The sequence below is a fragment of the Dokdonia pacifica genome, from assembly GCF_900188275.1.
GTDB lineage: Bacteria > Bacteroidota > Bacteroidia > Flavobacteriales > Flavobacteriaceae > Dokdonia > Dokdonia pacifica.
In genome coordinates, this window is record NZ_FZNY01000008.1 from 35,107 (window position 1) to 54,121 (window position 19,015).

Consider the following 19,015-nt stretch of genomic DNA (forward strand, 5'->3'; position numbering starts at 1 on the left):
AAGCGTATTCTTACTGAATACTATCTTTAATAAGTTTGACTGTCTCTTTAAGGGTATCGCCATTTATGGAATCCCTAAGAGCCTTGGCTGCTTTTTGTGCTTCAGCTTGTTTTTTAATTAATTTAAAAAACTCTGTATCATTTAAAGCACCTGTCTTGGCCATAACAACCCCTATTATAGCTGTGATAATAAAAAACAAAACCAAAATGACACCTCCTATTAAAAAGAAAAGACCCGTTTTTAATACCAAGCTACCAGAATCTAACTTAAATAATCGTTTTAATACATACGCCATATAGGCAATCGTGACAAATGGTGTGACCATTCCGTAGATTTGGGATAACGTTTGATTCCATATAACAAACAAACCAAGTACAGTTGTGATTAAGGCTATATGTGAATAACCATACAGATAGATAACAAAATGCTCTACAAGATTATATTGTTTATAATTCCAAAATACGATTTTAGATAACACTGCTAATACAGGAATAATAGCAAAATATACAATAGATTGATTTTCCATGACCATACTCAGCCATTTAGTAGCAAATGATTTCTGAAACTCTGCCGTAGCACTACCATCATAAAAACTAGTTTGTGCTTGTATCATGTCATCCAAAAACCAATGCTTGATAATAAATGCATATACTCCAGCTACTGTAAGTGCTACAGCAAAATAGCTAAATGCAGGAAGGTATTTTTTACGCATTCCTTTCATATAACCACCTATAACTTCCTCAGGTCTTTTAAAAAGCGCTAAGAACGTTCTTAAAAATGCGTTTTCGATATTTAAAAATCGATCTACAAAGTCTTCAAAGAGGTTACGCCATGTAATTCTATTATACATGCGTTTTCCACCACAATTTGAACAGAAACGTTGATCTAATGCGAGAGGAGAGTCACAATTGATACAAACATTACTTACTTCAAGAAGTTCTTTTTTGCGTTTGGATACCTTACCCATAGGGATATAAGTTTGATCAGTTAGTGATGGCAAGTTACTATAATGTTACTAGCTTCCCAAAAGTAACACCGTATCCTTTATACTTTTTGATAATTGTTTAATACTATCTATTTGAAGACTATCTGTAATAGCTTTACTTGTTTCTTTTGCTGCTTTTGCTGCTTTTTGAGCTTCCCTCATTTGATCTATTTTTTCTATAAATGTATCAAAAACACCTAATTCATATAATAACCAACCACCTACACCAAAAAAGGCTATACTAATGACCAAACCAATAGCAAAAAACAATAATGTCTTTAAAAGTATTTTTTCAATCGTTAAATTAAAAAGACGCTTCAAGACATAAGCGGTATAAATGATATATAAAAATGTTACTAAAGAACTAATCATTACTTGTATAAAGCTCGACCACATAAAAAGGATTGATATGACAGAAGTAATAATTTGTGTGTGCGAGTATACATATAAGTAAATCACCACATGCTCTATAAAATTATATTTTTTATAATTCCAAAATACCAATATTGAAATCAATGCATATAGAGGAATATTAATAAATGTAAGAATAGATTGATATTCAAATACCCAATTTACAATTTCCATAGTAGGACCTATGGTGTTAACTACAACTTCTCCATTACTTTCCTTTGCAGCAGCTTCAAACATAGCTTCATTTAGAAACCATTTTCGTAAAACGAAGGTATACAACCCTGTAATGGTAAGAGAAATTGCAAAATAGCTAAAGGCAGATAGATATCGTTTACGCATCCCATCTATATATCCCCCTATAACATCTTCTGGTCTTTTAAAGAGGGCTAAAAAGGTTCTAAGAAAATTATTTTCAATATTTAAAAATCGATCTACAAAATCCTCAGTAAGATTACGCCAGTTTAATCTATTATACATTCGCTTTGCTCCACAATTTGAGCAAAAGGCTTGGTCTAAGTTTAATAAGGTATCACAGTTTTTACATCTATTAGAAATAACACGAAGCTGCTCTCGTTGTTTCTTTTTTTTCTTTTTAGATGGTACGGGTGTTTTTTTTTCTTCTGGGAGTAGATCTTCTTCCATACACTTAGCTTAAGTCTAATGTAATTAACTCGCGTAATTCATCTATTGTTTTGTAACGTACAAACTCTCCATTCTTCACATAACTAATTTCTCCTGACTCCTCACTTACCACAAGTGCTAGTGCATCTGTCTTTTCTGTAATACCCAAAGCGGCTCTATGACGAAGTCCAAATCGTAGAGGAATATTACGTTCTTGTGTAACTGGTAAAATTACCCTTGTAGCTGTAATCTTATTATCTTCTATAATCATAGCTCCATCGTGTAGTGTAGAGTTTTTATAAAAAACACTTTCTAAAATTGGTCTATTAACTTCTATTTCCATAGCATCTCCAGATGCTTTTACAAATTCTAAACTAGTTGTTCTTCGTATAACAATAAGAGCACCTGTACGTATCTGTCCCATATTGATACAAGCATCTAACACAGCATTAACATCTAAATCTAAAATTGTATCATTCTTAGAAAATTGGAAATTTTTAAAGACGCCTTTTCCTCTAGCTAAATTGGTACTCCCAATCATTAATAAGAACTTACGTATTTCTTGCTGGAATACAACAATTAAGGCAAACATCCCTACACCTATAAACTGTCCAAGGATAGTACTAAGCATTTCCATCTTTAACAGCTCAGTAAGTTGCCAGATAAGATAAATCACAACAATACCTATAAATATATTTATGGCTACAGTACCCTTTACTAATTTATATACATAGTAAAGTAATGTAGCAACTAAAACAATATCTATGATATCGAGTATTCTAAAATTTTCAAATATTTCCAAAAAAAAATGCTTTGTAGTAAAAGTAAAGGAAAAAATGACATCCTAAAACTGAACGCATAAAAAAACCGTTCTCAAATTATGAAAACGGCTTTATAACAAAGATTTATATGTTTCTATTTATTAATAATAATTTTCTGAGTAGTCAATGTTCCTGAACTATTCTGTAATGATAAGAAGTAAACTCCATTTCCAAACCTTGAAACATCTAGTGATGTAAGATTATCTATAATTGGAAAACGCGACACTTCTTGCCCAGTTACATTATAAAGTATAGCTTCTTTTAGGTTTGCTACAGACTTTATAAATAATTCTCCTTGTGACGGATTAGGATACACACTTACTCCAGTAACTAAAGAAGCATCTTCAGTTGAAAGTGCTTGATCAAATAAAATTTGTAATTCATCAATTGGTTCAAAAATTTCACTTGTAATCCAAACATTCAGATCTAGTGATAGGTTTCCATAAGAACTATCGGTATCAGAAGGGTCTGCTACACGAATAAATGCAGAAGCAGAACTAATTCCTTCATCTAAGCATCTAACATCTGCGCCTGGACGTTTAGCCCCTTGTAAAGCGGCCATTAGTTTTTCTGCAAGAGTTCCATCGGTATTTAAAAAAGCAGTTTCCATATCAGTAACAACATCTTCTGATATCAGTATATTTCCTGCTATTGAATAATTAGGACCCGTCACATGAATAAATTCTTCAAAACAATTAGGACCTGTAAATGCCGCACTCAATGGATCTCCATCATTTAAAGTAACTGCAGTATATTGACGTGCAGAAGGGTCATTAGATACATCATTATCTTGAAGCCATTGCATAATTTCTTCTGGAGTATCTCCAGCAATCATACGAGTTCGAGCATTATTTTGATTTGTTGGGCTATAAAAGGATTGTGTATGGATTGCTCCAACACCTAATACAATGTCGCTTATAGCTTGTGCGCCATCTTCTGCAGCTATACAGGTAGCTCCAGCACTTCCTATTTCTCCTGTAACAGGATCTACAGCAACGATAGAAAATGTATGTTGCCCGTATGAAACAGTAATAAATAGAAAAAATAGTAGGATAAATGTAATTTTTCTCATAGTTGTAGTTTATAACTATTAAACAATCTATCAGAGAATTTCCCTACTGTTAAAAGGGATATTTTTTAATTTATTTCCACTTGATACCACAACCCATACTTGGCTTTTGGATCATGGTTTGCGGGCGACTATTAAACACATTATCTAAAGCCTCTCGTAAATCACGCCCGTTTACTGGAATTCCATTTCCAGGTCTAGAGGCATCTAACTGTCCTCGATATACCAGTCTATTATCGGCTCCAAAAAGATAGAAATCTGGAGTACATGCAGCATCATACGCTTTTGCTACTTCTTGAGTTTCATCAAACAGGTACGGAAATGTGAAATTATTTTTACGCGCATTTTCCCACATCAATGCAGGGTCATCTTGCGGATAAGCAACTATATCATTACTACTTATCGCTACAAAACCAAAGCCTAGTACACGGTAATCATTAGCGATTCTTACAATCTCATCTATCACATGCACAACAAAGGGACAGTGATTACAAATAAACATCACAACAGTACCACGTTCTCCCTTTATATCTGCATAACTACATTGTTGATTTGTAATGCTATCAATGAGTTTAAAATCGGGAGCTTTTGTACCTAGCTCAATCATATTTGAAGGTGTAAGTGCCATAGTCTTTTTATATTAAGTATACGTTTTAAAGATACGTACTAATTGGACGCAAAAAACATGAGAATGTTACGTGTTAGCTTGTTTTATTATAAGTCGTAGTAGGTATTAATTCTTTTATACGCTTTCGCGAAAGCATAAAAAAAACCACTCCCTAATATACAGAAAGTGGTTCTTCTTATATGTATTTACGTTTTAATACGTCAAACTGGACTTGTTTCAGTTTCTCATCCCAATACACCTGACTCAGTGAGATTCTGAAATACATTCAGAATGACGAAAATCTTGCTTTTACATTTTATTTAATCATGCTATACGAACGTTTGATAAAATCGGTAAGTTCTTCTCCTTTTAAAAGGTTTTGAGATAGCTTAGCCAAATCAAAAGATTGTTTAATTAAGCGATCTTTCTTTTTAGCAGTTTTTGTATTCATAATTTCAGAAACCAATTCATGGTTTGCATTGACAACTAGGTTATACATATCTGGCATGTTACCCATACCAAACATACCGCCTCCACCTCCAGTTTGTTGCATCTCCTTCATACGACGCATAAACTCAGGTTGTGTAATAATAAATGGTGCTGCTTCACTATCCATCGCTTCCATTTGCACAGTATATGAAGTATCTCCAATAGCATCTGTAATTACTGTTTTAAGAGATTCTTTTTCTTCATCAGAAAGCTTACTGATTTGTTCTTCTTCTTTCTTTATAAGGTTATCTACATGGTCTCCATCTACACGTACAAAAGAAACATTTTCTTTACTAGTTTCTAGCTTTTGAATTAAGTGACTTACAATAGGAGAGTCTAGTAATAACACTTCATAACCTTTGTCTTTTGCACTTTGAATATAAGCATGTTGCTCATCTTTATTACTAGCATATAAGACAACAAGTTTATTGTCTTTATCTGTTTGTGTATCCTTAATTTTAGTTTCTAACTCCTCCCAAGTAAGGTAGGTATCATCTACAGTAGGATATAGCGCAAATTTATCTGCTTTTTCAAAGAATTTTTCTTCCGATAGCATTCCATACTCTATCACTACTTTGATATCATTCCATTTCTTTTCAAAATCTTCACGATCATTATTAAATAATGATTTAAGCTTATCTGCTACTTTACGTGTGATGTATCCAGAGATTTTCTTTACGGCTCCATCTGCTTGTAAGTAACTACGGGAAACATTTAAAGGAATATCTGGAGAATCAATCACACCGCGAAGCATGGTTAAGAAATCTGGTACAATTCCCTCTACATTATCGGTAACAAATACTTGGTTTTGATATAATTGAATACGATCTTTTTGAGCATTCATATCTTGTCCAAGCTTAGGGAAATATAAGATTCCTGTAAGATTGAATGGATAATCTACGTTAAGGTGTATATTAAATAGTGGCTCTTCAAACTGCATTGGATACAGCTCGCGATAAAAGCTTTTATAATCTGCATCTTCTAAATCTGTAGGCTGCTTTGTCCAAGCTGGATTAGGATTATTGATAATATTATCAACTTCCTGTGTTGGAGCTGGATCTTCTTCTTTTGCGTCTTCTGGTTTTGGAAGTGTTTCTGTTTTCATACCAAATTTAATTGGTACTGGCATAAACTTGTTGTACTTCGTTAACAACTCAGTAATACGTCCTTCTTCTAAAAATTCTGTACTATCTTCTGCTATATGAAGGATAATTTCTGTTCCTCTCTCTGCTTTATCAGCTTCTACAAGTGTAAATTCTGGAGAACCATCACAACTCCAATGAGCTGCTGGTTCGTCTTTATGAGATTTTGTAATGATCTCTACTTTTTCTGCTACCATAAAAGCAGAATAAAACCCTAATCCAAAATGCCCTATAATTCCAGCATCTTTTGCAGAGTCTTCATATTTATTTAAAAATTCTTCTGCACCAGAAAATGCTACTTGATTGATATACTTCTCTACTTCATCTGCTGTCATACCAAGACCTTGATCTATGATATGTAGTTTTTTACCTTCTTTATCTACTTTTACTTCTATAAGAGGATTTCCATATTCTACTTTAGATTCTCCTATACTAGTAAGATGCTTAAGTTTAAGTGTAGCATCTGTTGCATTTGAAATTAATTCTCTAAGAAATATTTCATGATCGCTATATAAGAACTTTTTAATAAGCGGGAAGATATTTTCTACCGACACATTAATTTTTCCTGTTGACATATCTTTATTTTTTGATAATTAGTTGTTCTACTTTGGTGATCAACTAGACAAAAAAAATACCAATTAACAGAATATGACAAGATGACATTATAGCAAACACAAAAGCCAAGAGTAAAATAACATACTCTTGGCTTTTGCATTAATTGTCAGAAAGTTAATTCTTATCAAATAGAATTACGCTTGTCCGGTTGGACCAAAGTTTAAAGGAATAGGTTGTTTTTCATAGTCTTTGATTTCACCATGTGCATTTTCAAAACGTTTGATGTTTTCTGCCAATGCCTTCGTTAATCGTTTTGCATGTTGAGGCGTAAGAATAATTCTAGATTTCACTTTGCTTTTTGGTGTTCCAGGCATAATATTTACAAAATCAACTACAAATTCTGATACCGAATGATTAATAATTGCTAGGTTAGAATATGTGCCTTGAGCAATTGCCTCATCTAGTTCTATATTAATTTGTCCTTTTTTCTTTTGGGTGTTCTTATCGTCAGCCATCTTATATGTATTTCCGCAAGGGTGGAAATCTTATCCAGCCTAGAGCGATTGTTATTTAATTTACGATGTACATATCGTAATTACTATATGTATGAAACTCCTAACTTACAGGAAGGTTTTCATTAAAAAATCCCATCTTACAAAATGCAAGATGGGATTGTTATTATGAAATAGTCTGCTTTTTTAAAAGCGGACTAGTTATAATTTACTTCTTGCTTTTCAGCCATCATATTCTGTAGATCTTCTTTGCTACCTACAATAATATTATCGTAACGTCGCATTCCTGTTCCTGCTGGGATTTTATGTCCAACAATTACATTCTCTTTAAGACCTTCTAAGGTATCTACTTTACCGCTTACAGCAGCTTCGTTTAGTACTTTAGTTGTCTCTTGGAAAGAAGCTGCAGAAATAAATGATTTCGTTTGAAGCGATGCTCTCGTAATACCTTGAAGTATTGGCGATGCTGTTGCTGGAGTTACTTCTCTAGCTGCAACAAGGTTTTTATCTTCTCTTCGTAGTAATGAGTTTTCATCTCTAAGTTCACGTGGTGATACAATCTGACCTTCTTTAAGGTTTTCTGAATCTCCAGCATCTTCAACTACTTTCATTCCGAAAATAGCATCATTTTCTTCAATAAAATCATCTTTATGTACTAATTGATTTTCAAGGAAAATAGTATCTCCCGGATCTTCAATACGTACTTTACGCATCATCTGACGAACAACTACTTCAAAGTGCTTATCATTGATCTTCACTCCTTGTAAACGATATACTTCTTGTACTTCATTTACTAAGTATTGTTGTACTGCCGATGGCCCTTTTATGTTTAAGATATCATTTGGTGTTACAGAACCATCAGAAAGTGGCATACCTGCGCGTACATAATCATTTTCTTGAACAAGAATCTGATTAGATAACTTCACTAAGTATTTCTTTATTTCTCCTAGTTTAGACTCTACGATAATCTCACGATTACCACGCTTAACTTTACCAAAAGAAACAACACCATCAATAGCAGAAACCACTGCTGGGTTAGAAGGGTTACGTGCTTCAAATAGCTCTGTTACACGTGGAAGACCCCCTGTAATATCACCTGCTTTCGCAGATTTACGTGGTATCTTAACAAGAATTTTCCCTTCTTGTACTTTATCGCCATCATCTATCATTAAGTGAGCTCCTACAGGAAGGTTATATGAACGTAATGCATTACCATCACTATCTTCTATAATCAATGTAGGGATTTTCTTCTTATCTCTAGATTCTGAAATTACTTTTTCTTGGAATCCTGTTTGTTCATCAGTTTCAACTCGATATGTAATACCTTGTTCAATACTTTCGAATTTGATTTTTCCAGAGAATTCAGAAATTACGACTCCATTAAATGGATCCCATTTACATACAATATCTCCTTTTTTAACAGTAGTTCCAGGCTCTATAAAGAGTTGAGAACCATAAGGAATAGCGTTTGTACTTAATGTAATTCCTGTTTTAGGATCAGTAATTCTAGCTTCAGAAGTACGAGAAATTACAATCAATGCATCATTCCCTTCATTATCCTGACCGTTTACAGTCTTTAAATCTTCTATTTCTAGTTTTCCAGGGAATTTAACAGCAATGTTACTATCTTCAGAGACACCTCCTGCAACCCCACCTACGTGGAATGTACGAAGCGTAAGCTGTGTACCAGGCTCTCCAATAGACTGTGCAGCAACAACTCCTACAGCCTCTCCCATTTGCACTGTCTTACCAGTAGCTAGGTTACGACCATAACATTTAACACAGATACCTTTCTTAGCTTCACAAGTAAGTGCTGATCTTACTTCAACACTTTCTATAGGTGCAGCACCTATAGCATCTGCCATATCTTGTGTGATCTCTACCCCTGAATGTACAAGAATATCATTTGTTAATGGATTAACAACATCATTTAATGATGTTCTACCAACAATACGATCTGCAAGTTTTTCTATAATTTCTTCATTCTTCTTAAGTGCTGTTACTTCAACACCTCTTAAAGTACCACAATCTTCACTGTTAATAATAACATCTTGTGATACATCTACCAGACGACGAGTTAAGTATCCTGCATCTGCCGTTTTAAGTGCGGTATCTGCAAGTCCTTTACGAGCACCGTGAGTAGAAATAAAGTATTCAAGAATTGAAAGTCCCTCTTTAAAGTTAGAAAGAATTGGATTTTCAATAATAGCACCACCTCCATCATTAGACTTCTTAGGTTTTGCCATCAGACCACGCATACCTGTAAGCTGACGAATCTGTTCTTTAGATCCACGAGCTCCAGAATCAAGCATCATATATACTGAGTTAAATCCTTGCTGATCCTCACGAATACGCTTCATAGATAACTCTGTAAGCGTAGCATTTGTAGAAGTCCAAACATCAATCACCTGATTGTAACGTTCAGTATTCGTAATAAGACCCATATTATAAGATCCCGTAATTACATCTACTTGAGAATTTGCTTCGTCAATCATACCGTGTTTTTCTTCAGGAATAATGATATCCCCAAGAGAGAATGATAATCCACCACGGAATGCATAACCATATCCCATTGTTTTGATACGATCTAAAAACTCAGCAGTTTGCGGTACACTTGTAACTTTTAAGATATTACCAATAATATCACGTAATGACTTTTTAGTCAATACTTCATTAATATATCCAGCTACTTCTGGTACAGCTTCATTAAATAATACACGACCTACTGTAGTATCGATTACTTTGTATACAAGTTGTCCTTCATCATTATAATCTAAAGCACGCACTTTGATCATTGCATTAATGTCTACACGCTTTTCATTATAAGCTATCGTTACTTCTTCTGCAGAGTAGAAGGTAATTCCTTCTCCTTTTACATGAAATTCAGGAGTCGATTTTCTGGCCTTTGTCATATAGTAAAGACCTAATACCATATCCTGAGATGGTACCGTTACTGGTGCTCCATTTGCAGGATTTAAGATATTATGAGAAGCAAGCATTAATAATTGTGCTTCAAGAATCGCTTCTGGCCCTAATGGTAAATGCACCGCCATTTGATCTCCATCAAAATCGGCATTAAATGCTGTACATACCAATGGGTGTAACTGTATTGCTTTACCTTCAATAAGTTTAGGCTGGAATGCCTGTATACCTAGACGGTGAAGCGTAGGAGCACGGTTTAGAAGTACTGGATGTCCTTTAAGAACATTTTCTAGTATATCCCAAACTACTGGCTCTTTTTTATCTATAATTTTCTTTGCAGATTTTACAGTCTTTACAATTCCTCTTTCAATCAATTTACGAATCACAAAAGGCTTATAAAGCTCGGCTGCCATTCCTTTAGGAAGTCCACACTCAAATAATTTAAGCTCTGGTCCTACAACAATTACTGAACGTGCAGAATAATCAACACGCTTACCAAGTAAGTTTTGACGGAAACGCCCCTGCTTTCCTTTTAAAGAATCAGAAAGTGATTTAAGTGGTCTATTACTATCTGTTTTTACTGCAGATGATTTACGTGTATTATCAAAAAGTGAATCTACAGATTCCTGTAGCATACGCTTTTCATTACGTAAAATTACTTCTGGAGCTTTGATTTCCATCAAACGTTTCAGACGGTTATTACGAATAATTACACGACGATATAAATCATTTAAATCTGATGTCGCAAAACGCCCTCCATCTAATGGTACTAATGGACGTAATTCTGGTGGAATCACCGGAACTACTTTCATAATCATCCATTCTGGAAGGTTCTCACGGTTTTTATTTGCATCACGCAACGCTTGAACAACTTGAAGACGTTTAAGTGCTTCTGTTTTACGTTGCTTAGAAGTTTCATTATTTGCCTTATGACGTAATTCATAAGAAAGACTATCAAGATCAATACGTCTTAATAATTCAATAAGACACTCAGCTCCCATCTTAGCAATAAACTTGTTAGGATCTGTATCATCAAGATATAAATTTTCTTGAGGTAAAGTATCTAATATATTAAGGTATTCTTCTTCTGTTAAAAAGTCCATTTTCTGTAATGGCTCTCCTTCTTCATTATTTGCAATACCTGGTTGGATCACCACGTAACGCTCATAATAGATAATCATATCAAGCTTCTTAGAAGGAAGTCCTAATAGATATCCAATTTTATTTGGTAAACTTCTGAAGTACCAGATATGTGCTACAGGAACAACAAGACTAATGTGTCCTACACGATCACGACGTACTTTTTTCTCAGTTACCTCTACCCCACAACGGTCACATACGATTCCTTTGTAACGTATTCTTTTATATTTACCACAAGCACATTCATAGTCCTTTACAGGGCCAAAAATACGCTCACAGAACAACCCGTCACGCTCTGGTTTATGCGTACGATAGTTGATAGTTTCTGGCTTTAAAACTTCACCTTTTGAAGCTCCCAAGATAGACTCTGGAGAAGCAAGACCTATAGAGATCTTGTTAAAGCGCTTTTGAGTTGCATTATCATTATTTCTTGCCATAATTCAATGTATGCGAATTAATTAAAATTGTGTTGTTTGATGGTCCGCTTTCGCGAAAGCGTACTCAGTAACATACGCTTTCGCTATAGGGTATATCAAACTACTCTTCTAGACGAATGTCTAGTCCAAGTCCTTTAAGCTCGTGCATCAATACGTTGAAAGATTCTGGTAAACCTGGCTCTGGCATAGGCTCTCCTTTTACAATACTTTCATACGTTTTTGCTCTACCGATTACATCATCAGACTTCACTGTTAAGATCTCACGTAAGGTACTTGATGCTCCATAAGCCTCAAGAGCCCATACTTCCATCTCTCCAAAACGCTGACCTCCAAATTGTGCTTTACCTCCAAGAGGTTGCTGAGTAATTAACGAGTATGGACCGATAGAACGTGCGTGCATCTTATCATCTACCATATGTCCTAGTTTTAACATATAGATCACACCTACAGTTGCTGGTTGATCAAAACGATCTCCAGTACCACCATCATATAAGTATGTATGACCAAAACGAGGAATTCCAGCTTCATCAGTTAATGCATTAATTTCATCAAGAGAAGCTCCATCAAAAATAGGTGTTGCATAAGTCTTACCTAATTTTTGACCTGCCCATCCAAGAACCGTCTCATATATCTGTCCGATATTCATACGAGAAGGTACCCCTAATGGATTTAATACAATATCTACTGGTGTTCCGTCTTCTAAGAAAGGCATATCCTCCTGACGAACAATACGAGCAACAATACCTTTGTTACCGTGACGTCCTGCCATTTTATCTCCTACTTTTAGTTTACGCTTTTTAGCAATGTAAACTTTAGCAAGCTTGATAATTCCTGAAGGAAGCTCATCTCCAACTGAGATCGTAAATTTCTCACGACGAAGATTTCCTTGAAGATCATTTTCTTTAATCTTATAATTGTGAAGTAAATCTGCAACAAGTGTATTAGTTGCATCATCTGTAGTCCAAACTCCTTGTGTAAGGTGTGTGTAATCTTCTACAGAATTTAACATCTTAAGAGTATATTTCTTTCCTTTTGGAAGTACTTCTTCCCCTAGGTCATTCATTACTCCCTGTGCAGTTTTACCATTTACAAGCTTGAATAATTTATCAATTAATGTAGCCTGTAATTCATCAAATTTCACATCGTATTGAGATTCAAGTACAGCGATATCCTCTTTGTCTTTAGCTCTCTTACGTTTATCTTTTATAGCTCTTGCAAATAACTTTTTGTTAATTACAACTCCGTGAAGTGATGGTGATGCTTTTAATGAAGCATCTTTTACATCTCCTGCTTTATCTCCAAAGATAGCGCGAAGTAATTTTTCTTCTGGTGTAGGATCAGATTCTCCTTTTGGAGTAATCTTACCTATTAATATATCTCCAGGTTTTACTTCGGCACCAATACGAATCATTCCATTTTCATCAAGGTCTTTTGTAGCCTCTTCAGAAACATTAGGAATATCATTAGTTAACTCTTCATTACCTAATTTTGTATCACGTACATCTAAAGAATACTCATCAATATGGATAGATGTAAAAATATCATCACGAACTACCTTTTCAGAAATCACGATTGCATCCTCAAAGTTATACCCTTTCCAAGGCATAAAGGCTACTTTCATATTTCGTCCAAGAGCTAGTTCTCCATTTTCTGTAGCATACCCTTGAGATAATACTTGTCCTCTATATACACGATCACCTTTCCTTACAATAGGTTTAAGGTTGATACTTGTACTTTGGTTTGTCTTACGGAATTTAATAAGATTGTACGATTTGATATCATCATCAAAACTTACAAGCTTTTCATCTTCTGTACGATCGTAACGTATATCAATTCTATTAGCATCTACATACTCAACAGTTCCATTACCTTCTGCATTAATTAAAACTCGAGAATCTGTAGCTACTTGACGTTCAAGACCTGTTCCAACAATAGGAGCATCAGCTCTTAATAATGGAACTGCTTGACGCATCATGTTTGACCCCATCAATGCACGGTTTGCATCATCATGTTCCAAGAAAGGAATTAATGATGCTGATATAGATGCAATTTGATTTGGAGATACATCGGCATAATGTACTTCAGATTTTTCAACCACAGGGAAATCACCTTCTTGACGAGCAATTACCTTATCTAATTCAATAGTACCGTCATCATTCATAGGATTATTTGCTTGCGCAATTAACATTCCTTCTTCTTCTTCAGCACTTAAGTATCTAGGTTCTGTAGTTAAGTCTATTTTTCCATTTTCTACTTTACGATATGGCGTCTCTATGAATCCCATACTGTTCACTTTTGCATATACAGAAAGTGAAGAGATCAGACCAATGTTTGGTCCTTCTGGTGTTTCAATAGGACATAAACGACCGTAATGTGTGTAATGAACATCACGTACCTCAAATCCTGCACGCTCACGAGATAAACCTCCTGGTCCAAGTGCAGACAAACGACGTTTATGAGTAATCTCAGCTAGTGGATTGGTTTGATCCATAAATTGAGATAACTGGTTTGTACCAAAGAAAGAATTAATTACAGAAGACAACGTCTTTGCATTAATCAAATCTATTGGAGTAAAGACCTCGTTATCACGAACGTTCATACGCTCTCTAATGGTACGAGCCATACGAGCAAGACCTACACCAAATTGTGCAGATAATTGTTCACCTACGGTACGAACACGTCTATTAGAAAGGTGATCAATATCATCAATCTCTGCTTTTGAGTTAATTAACTCAATAAGATATTTGATGATTGTAATGATATCTTCTTTTGTTAGAACTTGCTTATCCATATCGATATCAAGTCCTAATTTTTTATTCATTCTGTAACGACCTACTTCACCTAAGTTGTAACGTTGATCAGAGAAGAATAATTTGTCAATAATACCACGTGCTGTTTCCTCATCTGGCGGTTCTGCATTACGTAATTGACGATATATATGTTCTACAGCTTCTTTTTCAGAGTTTGTAGGATCTTTTTGAAGCGTATTATGAATAATAGCATAATCTGCTTGTTGATTGTCTTCTTTATGTAAAAGAATTGTTTTGGTTCCTGCCTCTACAATTTCTTCAATGTGTTCTTTCTCTAGTATCGTATCACGATCTAAAACAATCTCATTACGCTCTATAGATACAACTTCTCCTGTATCTTCATCAACAAAATCTTCATGCCATGTATTCAATACACGAGCAGCAAGTTTTCGTCCTAAATATTTTTTAAGTCCGGTTTTAGAAACTTTAACCTCTTCTGCAAGATCAAAAATTTCAAGGATATCTTTATCTCTTTCAAAACCAATAGCACGGAAAAGTGTTGTTACAGGTAATTTTTTCTTACGATCAATATATGCATACATTACACTATTGATATCTGTAGCAAATTCTATCCAAGAACCTTTAAAAGGTATTACTCTGGCAGAATAAAGTTTTGTTCCATTAGCATGGAAAGATTGTCCAAAAAATACGCCTGGTGAACGGTGTAATTGAGAAACTACAACACGTTCTGCCCCATTAATAACAAACGTACCGCTAGGAGTCATGTAAGGAATTGTACCTAAATATACATCTTGTACAATGGTTTCAAAATCTTCATGCTCTTCATCTGTACAATATAATTTTAGACGTGCTTTTAAAGGCACACTATATGTAAGACCTCTTTCTATACACTCTTGTATAGAATATCTTGGCGGGTCTACAAAATAGTCTAAAAATTCTAGTACAAAGTTATTACGGGTATCTGTAATAGGAAAGTTCTCAAGGAAAGTATTGTAAAGACCTTCATCACCTCTTTCATCTGGTTTTGTCTCCAATTGAAAGAAATCTTGAAAGGATTTTACTTGAATATCCAAGAAATCTGGATAATCAGGTCTATTCTTTACCGATGAGAAACTAATTCTTTCTGCTTGTTTTGCATCTTGCATCATCAACGAACGGAATTTGATTAGAAACTAGATTTACTGTTGGGGTAAATCAATTTTTGATTTTAAAACTTAAGACATTAAAATCATAAAACGTCTTTGTTACAGTATCGTAACCTATATATACGACAAATGGTTTAGGTCAAATTATGCTTTTATACAAGCACAACAGACCTAAACCTTTATGTCTTTATTGTAAGAGCTTACTTAAGCTCAACTTCAGCTCCTGCCTCTTCTAATTGAGCTTTAAGTGCTTCAGCTTCATCTTTAGCTACACCTTCTTTGATTGGAGATGGAGCGTTATCAACTAACTCTTTTGCATCTTTAAGACCAGCACCAGTTAATTCTTTAACTAGTTTTACAACTGCTAATTTAGATCCACCAGCTGCTTTAAGGATTACGTCAAATTCTGACTTTTCCTCAGCGGCTTCACCTCCACCAGCACCACCAGCAGCAACAGCTACAGCTGCAGCAGCAGGCTCGATACCATACTCGTCTTTTAATATAGTAGCTAACTCGTTTACTTCTTTTACTGTAAGGTTAACTAATTGTTCTGCGAATTCTTTTAAATCTGCCATTTTCTATCGTTTTAAAAAAAAATAATCTTAATTATATAATTGTTAATAGTGCGTACTGCTTAACCTTCCTTTTCTGAAAGGGTTTTGATAATACCAGCGATTGTACCTCCCCCTGATTTAAGAGCGCTAATAACGTTCTTAGCTGGAGATTGAAGTAATCCAACGATTTCTCCAATAAGTTCTTCTCTCGACTTGATATCTACCAGTGCATCCAGTTGGTCATCTCCAACATAGATTGCTTCTTCTATAAATGCTCCCTTTAATAAAGGCTTTTCAGATTTCTTACGAAATTCTTTAATTACTTTAGCTGGTGCATTACCCGTCTCAGATAACATAATTGCAGTATTTCCTTTTAAAACTTCTGGAAGTTCTGCAAAATCTTTATCTGATGCATCCATTGCTTTTGAAAGCAATGTATTTTTAACTACAGCTAGTTTCACTCCTGCTTTAAAACATGCACGACGTAAATTTGAAGTCGTACCTGCATCAAGACCAGAGATATCAGCTAGGTATATATTAGTGCTATCTGCTAGTTGTGTAGTTAAATTTTCTATTACTATTGATTTTTCTTCTCTTGTCATAATTTCTAATTTAACTAGCGTAACCTTTAGAATCTACCTCAATCCCAGGACTCATTGTACTAGACATGAAGATACTCTTAATGTATACCCCTTTTGCTGTAGTAGGTTTTAATTTCACTAACGTAGTAAGTAATTCTTTTGCATTACCTGCAATTTTATCAGCATCAAATGATGCTTTACCTACAGATGCGTGTACAATACCTGTTTTATCAACTTTAAAGTCAATCTTACCTGCTTTTACATCTGAAACTGCTTTAGATATATCCATAGTTACCGTACCTGTTTTTGGATTAGGCATTAAACCACGTGGTCCAAGAACACGTCCTAATGGTCCTAATTTACCCATTACACTAGGCATTGTAATAATAACATCTACGTCTGTCCAACCACCTTTGATTTTATCAAGGTACTCATCAAGACCAACATAATCTGCACCAGCTGCTTTCGCATCTGCCTCTTTATCAGGAGTAACAAGTGCAAGCACTTTTACATCCTTACCAGTTCCATGAGGTAATGTAACTACACCACGAACCATCTGGTTTGCTTTACGAGGATCTACATTAAGACGTACAGCAATATCTACGGAAGCATCGAAATTTACGTTGCTTACTTCTTTTATTAAAGCAGAAGCATCATCCAGACTGTATGCTTTTCCAGCTTCAATCTTTCCTTGATTCTCTTTTTGCTTTTTTGTTAATTTTGCCATTTTAATTTTCTTTTTGGATGTTAAGCTGGAGCATCTCCACCTTTAACCGTAATACCCATTGATCTTGCAGTACCAGCAACCATTTTCATAGCGCTATCAATTGTAAATGCATTTAAATCAGGCATTTTATCTTCTGCAATTGCTCTAACTTGATCCCAAGTTACTTTTGCAACTTTTTTACGGTTAGGTTCACCTGAACCACCTTTTACTTTAGCTGCTTCCATTAATTGAACTGCTGCTGGTGGAGTTTTAATTACAAAGTCGAAAGACTTATCTCCATAAACAGTAATAACAACAGGAAGTACTTTACCGGCTTTATCTTGTGTTCTAGCATTAAACTGCTTACAGAACTCCATTATATTTACTCCGGCCGCACCTAAAGCAGGTCCTACTGGTGGAGAAGGGTTTGCAGCGCCTCCTCGTACTTGTAACTTTACAACCTTACTTACTTCTTTTGCCATTTTTCAAAATTTAACTTTGACTTGTTCTTAGAGTTGGAAGCAATAGAACAAAATCCAAAATATTAGCGTAACACTTAATTATTTATACTTTTTCTACTTGCATGTAGCTTAATTCTAGCGGCGTCTTTCTTCCAAATATCTTCACCATCACCTCTAGTTTACGTTTTTCTTCGTTCACCTTTTCAACAGTTCCATTAAAACCATTAAAAGGCCCATCAATTACCTTGATAGTTTCACCTACCGTATATGGTATTGCTACATTATCTTGTTTTACAGATAGCTCATCTACTTTACCAAGCATACGATTTACTTCTGCTTTTCGAAGTGGTACAGGATCACCTCCTTTAACCTCTCCTAAAAATCCAATAACCCCATTTATCGATTTAATAATATGAGGAATTTCTCCTCCTAAATGAGCTTTAACCATAATATAACCTGGAAAATAAACTCTTTCTTTGTTTATCTTCTTTCCATTACGGATTTGGATTACTTTTTCAGTAGGAACTAAAACCTCTTCTATATAATCCTCAAGATTAAGCCTACCTATCTCTTGTTCTATATAAGCTTTAATCTTATTTTCTTGACCACTAACGGCCCTTACTACATACCAATGTTTGGTGTTGTTTGTTTTAGCCATAGTTAAAAATTAAGCGCCTACCACGTTTTCAAAGTACAGCTTGATTACATTACTAAATACAGAATCAACACCCCATATTGCTAAAGAGAATATAATCGAAAAAACAGCAACTACTACCATAAGACGCTGAGCCTCCGCAAGAGGAGTCCATGTCACATGATTCTTTAACTCGTTGTACGATTCCTGTATGTAATTTATAAATCCAGCCATAATTTTTTAGTTCTTATCATTAAAAGCAACAAACAATCATCTATTACTTTTTCCTAGCACGGGTTGAGAGACTCGAACTCCCGACACCTGGTTTTGGAGACCAGTGCTCTACCAACTGAGCTAAACCCGTATAATTAATTAATCACAAAAAGGAGACTTAAACACAGACACCTTTTAAACAAAAGTCAAGGCGTTCCGAATAATCGGAACACCTTTAC

The 19,015-nt window shown here is 34.9% G+C and carries 15 protein-coding genes and 1 tRNA gene; all 16 read right to left on the minus strand.

Going from position 1 to position 19,015, the window contains the following annotated elements; all coding sequences use genetic code 11:
* Positions 1-10: 10 nt before the first annotated feature.
* Positions 11-1,000 carry a DUF3667 domain-containing protein gene (locus CHB80_RS20195; RefSeq protein WP_143337198.1) on the minus strand — a complete coding sequence of 330 codons (990 nt, stop codon included), beginning with the start codon at positions 998-1,000 and terminating at the stop codon, positions 11-13.
* Between the two features lie 15 nt (positions 1,001-1,015).
* A complete protein-coding gene (locus CHB80_RS20200; protein ID WP_089373332.1) occupies positions 1,016-2,038 on the minus strand; it encodes a DUF3667 domain-containing protein in 1,023 nt (340 codons plus the stop codon).
* A gap of 4 nt (positions 2,039-2,042) precedes the next feature.
* Entirely contained in the window at positions 2,043-2,819 is a 777-nt protein-coding gene (locus tag CHB80_RS20205; RefSeq protein WP_089373333.1) for a diadenylate cyclase, read from the minus strand.
* 113 nt (positions 2,820-2,932) lie between these two features.
* Positions 2,933-3,910, minus strand: coding sequence for a DUF1028 domain-containing protein (locus CHB80_RS20210; protein ID WP_089373334.1), 978 nt, complete (start codon positions 3,908-3,910; stop codon positions 2,933-2,935).
* Between the two features lie 70 nt (positions 3,911-3,980).
* The gene (locus CHB80_RS20215) at positions 3,981-4,535 is read right to left on the minus strand and encodes a thioredoxin family protein (protein WP_089373335.1); all 555 of its coding nucleotides are present in this window, start codon (positions 4,533-4,535) and stop codon (positions 3,981-3,983) included.
* A gap of 295 nt (positions 4,536-4,830) precedes the next feature.
* Positions 4,831-6,720: a molecular chaperone HtpG gene (gene htpG / locus CHB80_RS20220; protein ID WP_089373336.1), complete on the minus strand. Its 1,890-nt coding sequence runs from the start codon at positions 6,718-6,720 to the stop codon at positions 4,831-4,833.
* Between the two features lie 174 nt (positions 6,721-6,894).
* Entirely contained in the window at positions 6,895-7,215 is a 321-nt protein-coding gene (locus CHB80_RS20225; protein WP_089373337.1) for a DUF3467 domain-containing protein, read from the minus strand.
* 194 nt (positions 7,216-7,409) lie between these two features.
* On the minus strand, positions 7,410-11,711 hold the full coding sequence (gene rpoC, locus CHB80_RS20230; protein ID WP_089373338.1) for a DNA-directed RNA polymerase subunit beta': 4,302 nt from the start codon (positions 11,709-11,711) through the stop codon (positions 7,410-7,412).
* A gap of 100 nt (positions 11,712-11,811) precedes the next feature.
* The gene (gene rpoB, locus CHB80_RS20235) at positions 11,812-15,630 is read right to left on the minus strand and encodes a DNA-directed RNA polymerase subunit beta (RefSeq protein WP_179218229.1); all 3,819 of its coding nucleotides are present in this window, start codon (positions 15,628-15,630) and stop codon (positions 11,812-11,814) included.
* Between the two features lie 197 nt (positions 15,631-15,827).
* The gene (gene rplL / locus CHB80_RS20240) at positions 15,828-16,202 is read right to left on the minus strand and encodes a 50S ribosomal protein L7/L12 (protein ID WP_089373339.1); all 375 of its coding nucleotides are present in this window, start codon (positions 16,200-16,202) and stop codon (positions 15,828-15,830) included.
* Positions 16,203-16,261: 59 nt separating this feature from the next.
* Positions 16,262-16,783 (minus strand): 50S ribosomal protein L10, encoded by a 522-nt coding sequence (gene rplJ / locus CHB80_RS20245; RefSeq protein ID WP_089373340.1) that lies wholly within the window; start codon positions 16,781-16,783, stop codon positions 16,262-16,264.
* Positions 16,784-16,793: 10 nt separating this feature from the next.
* Positions 16,794-17,489: a 50S ribosomal protein L1 gene (gene rplA / locus CHB80_RS20250; protein ID WP_089373341.1), complete on the minus strand. Its 696-nt coding sequence runs from the start codon at positions 17,487-17,489 to the stop codon at positions 16,794-16,796.
* Positions 17,490-17,509: 20 nt separating this feature from the next.
* Complete coding sequence (gene rplK, locus CHB80_RS20255) at positions 17,510-17,950, minus strand: 50S ribosomal protein L11 (RefSeq protein WP_089373342.1); 441 nt, start codon at positions 17,948-17,950, stop codon at positions 17,510-17,512.
* Between the two features lie 82 nt (positions 17,951-18,032).
* Positions 18,033-18,587: a transcription termination/antitermination protein NusG gene (gene nusG / locus CHB80_RS20260; protein WP_089373343.1), complete on the minus strand. Its 555-nt coding sequence runs from the start codon at positions 18,585-18,587 to the stop codon at positions 18,033-18,035.
* A gap of 9 nt (positions 18,588-18,596) precedes the next feature.
* The gene (gene secE / locus CHB80_RS20265; RefSeq protein WP_089373344.1) at positions 18,597-18,797 is read right to left on the minus strand and encodes a preprotein translocase subunit SecE; all 201 of its coding nucleotides are present in this window, start codon (positions 18,795-18,797) and stop codon (positions 18,597-18,599) included.
* A 57-nt stretch (positions 18,798-18,854) separates the two neighbouring features.
* Positions 18,855-18,927 (minus strand) — tRNA-Trp (locus tag CHB80_RS20270).
* Positions 18,928-19,015 lie beyond the last annotated feature (88 nt).